4 protein-coding genes and 1 pseudogene are annotated in these 3,682 nt (G+C 63.4%); 3 read left to right on the top strand and 2 right to left on the bottom strand.

The window, feature by feature from the left end; genetic code table 11:
* Positions 1-524 (bottom strand): alpha/beta fold hydrolase (locus Q0341_RS14890; protein WP_299514930.1); only part of this gene is annotated, 524 nt, incomplete at its 3' end.
* Positions 525-527: 3 nt separating this feature from the next.
* A complete protein-coding gene (locus Q0341_RS14885; RefSeq protein WP_299514928.1) occupies positions 528-1,724 on the bottom strand; it encodes a PLP-dependent aminotransferase family protein in 1,197 nt (398 codons plus the stop codon).
* A gap of 54 nt (positions 1,725-1,778) precedes the next feature.
* On the opposite strand from Q0341_RS14885, the gene nth reads away from it, so the two are divergent.
* The 3 genes and pseudogenes from nth to Q0341_RS14870 all read left to right on the top strand — a co-directional run.
* Positions 1,779-2,411, top strand: a complete 633-nt coding sequence (gene nth / locus Q0341_RS14880; protein WP_299514925.1) for an endonuclease III — start codon at positions 1,779-1,781, stop codon at positions 2,409-2,411.
* Positions 2,412-2,595: 184 nt separating this feature from the next.
* Positions 2,596-3,339, top strand: coding sequence for a DUF3348 family protein (locus Q0341_RS14875; protein WP_299514923.1), 744 nt, complete (start codon positions 2,596-2,598; stop codon positions 3,337-3,339).
* Positions 3,336-3,682, top strand: a pseudogene (locus tag Q0341_RS14870) (hypothetical protein); the annotation flags it as partial. The gene Q0341_RS14875 and the pseudogene Q0341_RS14870, both read left to right, overlap by 4 nt.

Genomic DNA, 3,682 nt, shown 5'->3' with positions numbered 1-3,682 from the left:
TCTGGCTCGGTCGGGCAGCGCAGCCAGCGGGCCATGGCGCGGGTCATGCGAGTGCCCAAGCGGCCACCCAGCTTCCACGCCAGCGCCAGCCAAACTTGGTAACCCATGACCGAGAGTTTTTCCTTCGCGCCCCAGCTGCGCAGCAAGGCACCGGCGTTGTGGTCGCCCACGTCCACCGCCACCACACGGGCCACGCGATCGGGGTGGCGCATGGCAAATTCATAGCCAAAGATGCAGCCCCAGTCGTGCAGCATGAGCGTGACGGGTTGGTCTGGGCTGATGCGGTCCACCACTTGGCGCAGCAACAGGCACATGCCATCCAGGCTCGTGACCGCTGGGCCGCTCTCAAAGCCAGGCAGCGTCAGCCGGGCGCAGGTGGCGCGGTCTTGCAGGGCCGCCACGGTGCCGTCCCACAGGGCGCGGGTGTCGGGCCAGCCGTGCAGCATCAAGATGACTTCGTCACCCTGCCCTTGCAGCCAGACTTGGGTGCCGTTGACGTCGAGGCACCGTTGCTTGCCGCCCATGGCTTACAAGGCCTTGGCCAAGCGCGAGACGCCTTCGAGGATTTTGTCTTCGCCCACAGTGGCAAAGCTCAGGCGGAAGCTGGCGTGGTCGGGGTTGGCGCAGAAGAACGGTGTGCCCGGCACAAAGGCCACGCCTTGGGCGATGGCGCGTTGGGCGAACACATTGCCGTCGGCCACTTTGCCGCCTGCGCCTGTGAGGCGCGCCCAGACGAACAAACCGCCCTCGGGCTGCACAAACTCAACCGCATCGCCCAATTCGCGGCGCAAAGCGTCGCCCATGGTTTGGGCGCGTTGGGCATACACGCTGCGCACTTTGTCCAGGGTGGCGGGCATGCGACTCGCCAACAGGTACTGCGCGGCCGTGGCTTGGGCAAAGGTGCTGGTGTGCGCATCGCTGAACTGTTTGCACATGGTGGCGCGGGCCAATAATTCGGCTGGTCCAACCATCCAGCCCACGCGCAGGCCGGGCGACAACACTTTGGACAGCGAGCCGCAGTGCACCAGCAGCTCGCGGCTGCCGGGCACCGATGCGCTCATGGCCAGCAGGCTGGGCGGCGGGGCTTCGCCAAAATACAAGTCACCATACGGGTCGTCTTCCACGATCAGGGTTTGGTGTTTGACCGCCATCTCCAGCACCTGCTTGCGGCGCTCGGCGCTGAGCAAGGCTCCGCTGGGGTTGCCGAAGGTGGGGATCAGGTACACAAATTTGGGCTTATGTTCGGCGATCAGCTTGTCCAGTTCGTCGGTTTTCACGCCATGGCCGTCCACCGGGGCGCTGATCAGCTCGGCTCCGTAAAGGCGAAAGCATTGGATGGTGGCCAAAAAAGTCGGGCCTTCCACGATCACCTTGTCGCCGGGGCTGATCATGGTTTTGCCAATCAAATCAAGCGCTTGCTGGCTACCGGTGGTCACGATCAATTGGTCAGCCGTGACGTCTTTCGCCCCCTTTTGGCCCATGAAGTGCGCCAGTTGCTCGCGCAACGGGCCAAAGCCTTCGGTCGCGCCGTATTGCAGGGCCGCGCCGGGGTCTTGGCTCAGCGCGGCGTTGCTGGCTTCGCGGATGCCGTCCACGTCAAACATGGCGCTGTCGGGGAAGCCGCCCGCAAAGCTGATGATGCCGGGCTTGCCCAAGAGCTTGAACAGCTCACGGATGGCGGAGGTCTCGACGTTGTTCAGGCGGTCTGCAAACTGCAAAGGCATGGTGTATCTTCCCGTGTTGTCTCAAGTCCTACATTTTGCCCACATCCAGACCGCATGAAGCCCGCCCAGATCGAATCTTTTTTTGCCACACTGCAAGCGGCGAACCCGATGCCGGTGACGGAGCTGGAGTACACCAGCGTGTTCGAGTTGCTGGCGGCCGTGCTGCTGTCGGCCCAGGCCACCGACGTGGGCGTGAACAAGGCCACGCGCAAGCTGTTTCCAGTGGCGGGCACACCGCAAAAAATACTGGACCTCGGGCTAGAGGGGCTGGAGGGTTACATCAAGACCATTGGCCTGTACCGCAGCAAAGCCAAGCACCTGTTGGAAACCTGCCGCATTCTGGTGGAGCAGCACGGCGGGCAGGTGCCCCGCACGCGAGAAGCGCTGGAAGCCCTGCCCGGCGTGGGCCGCAAAACGGCCAATGTGGTGCTCAATTCGGCCTTTGGCGAGCCCACCATGGCGGTGGACACGCACATCTTTCGAATGGGCAACCGCACGGGCCTGGCCCCGGGCAAAACACCTTTGGCGGTGGAACTCAAGTTGCTCAAACGAATTCCGGCCAAGTATTTGGTCGATGCCCACCACTGGCTGATCTTGCATGGGCGCTATGTGTGCCAAGCGCGCAAACCCCTGTGCGGATCGTGTGCGGTATCGGCGTTTTGCGATTACAAGCCCAAAACGCCCTGAACGGCCTACGCAGGCCTGTGAATACCTAAATACGCAGACTGAGGCGCGAAATTCGCAGCCTTGGCAACGGGTAAAATTTGCCCCCTCTGTCCTGCTGGACAGTCCCTGACGCCAGCGTTTGACGCCCGTCGCCTTCAGAGCGCGCACGCTCTGTTTTTTTAGCCCCAAACACCCCACAACACCCATGACGCGAGCCCTGCCGCGTGCCCACATCAACAGCTCCAGCCTGGTGCGTTTTCTGACCGAAAACGCCATGCTCGACGCTGCCCAGGCCGGGGAAGGTGTGGGGCAAAAGTTGGGCGACTGGCTCAATTTTCGGCAGGCCATTGCCTTGCACGGCGTGCTGCAAAACGACGCCGCCCCCGCGCCCATCCCCGGCCACCAGCAACGCGCTGCCCCGATCTCGCCGCAGGCCTTGGCCGCGCATGTTGAAAAAGTTCGCGCCCAGCTGACCGAGTCGGTGCTGCAAGGGGCCCCGCCGGGCTCGGGCCTGGCGCGCATCGACATGCCGCCGCCCGAGTTGGACGATCCGCCCGAACCCAAAACAGCGTTTGAGCCCTACCGCAGATTTCTTGCAGCGCACCAACGCCAAATGGAAACCACGGTGCGCAACTTGCGCGCCCAACTGCGGTTGCAGCTGAGCAAGCGCGGCCCCGCAGGGGCACAACTGGCCGCGCTCGATGCGGCTTTTGAAAGCATCTTGGGCGAGCGCGAAGCGGCGCTGCTGGCCAAAGTGAGCAAGCCACTGGAAAAGCGTTTTGTACAAGCCCTCAAAGCACATCTTCAGGCCCCCGAAGACCCCGCCCGCTGGCTGATGCCCCTGCGCCAGACCTTGCGCACGGCCTTGCTGGCCGAACTCGACACCCGGCTGCAACCGAGCCTCGGACTGCTTGAAGCCCTCACCCCTGAAGCCCTACACACACCATGAAACCTTATTCTTTTCCGATCGCCTTTGGGCTGGGCGCACTGGCCTTGGCTTGGGTCGCGGCGGCCGTGGCCAGCAGCCACTTTTTGGTGTTGGTCATGACGCTGCTCATTGGCGCGGTCTACGGTTTTGGCGCTTGGGAGCTGCGCCAATACCGCGCCACCACAGACGCGCTGAACCAGCGCTTGGCACAAGTCCCGCCCGATTTGGCCCACTTGAGCGACTGGCTGATTGGCCTGCCCGAGGCCTTGCAAAACCCAGTGCGCCAACGGGTGCAAGGCGAGCGGGTGGCCCTGCCCGGCCCGGTGTTCACGCCTTATTTGGTGGGCTTGTTGGTGATGCTGGG

Origin of the sequence: uncultured Limnohabitans sp. (assembly GCF_937889215.1) — a bacterium.
GTDB lineage: Bacteria > Pseudomonadota > Gammaproteobacteria > Burkholderiales > Burkholderiaceae_C > Limnohabitans_A.
The sequence above is the reverse complement of the archived record's forward strand: the minus strand, read 5'-3'. Positions and strand labels throughout refer to the sequence as shown.

Bases quoted from the DNA above. Each gene is read 5' to 3' on its own strand.
- nth (WP_299514925.1), top strand. From the start codon at position 1,779: ATGAAGCCCGCCCAGATCGAATCTTTTTTTGCCACACTGCAAGCGGCG.
- Q0341_RS14885 (WP_299514928.1), bottom strand. From the start codon at position 1,724: ATGCCTTTGCAGTTTGCAGACCGCCTGAACAACGTCGAGACCTCCGCC.
- Q0341_RS14875 (WP_299514923.1), top strand. From the start codon at position 2,596: ATGACGCGAGCCCTGCCGCGTGCCCACATCAACAGCTCCAGCCTGGTG.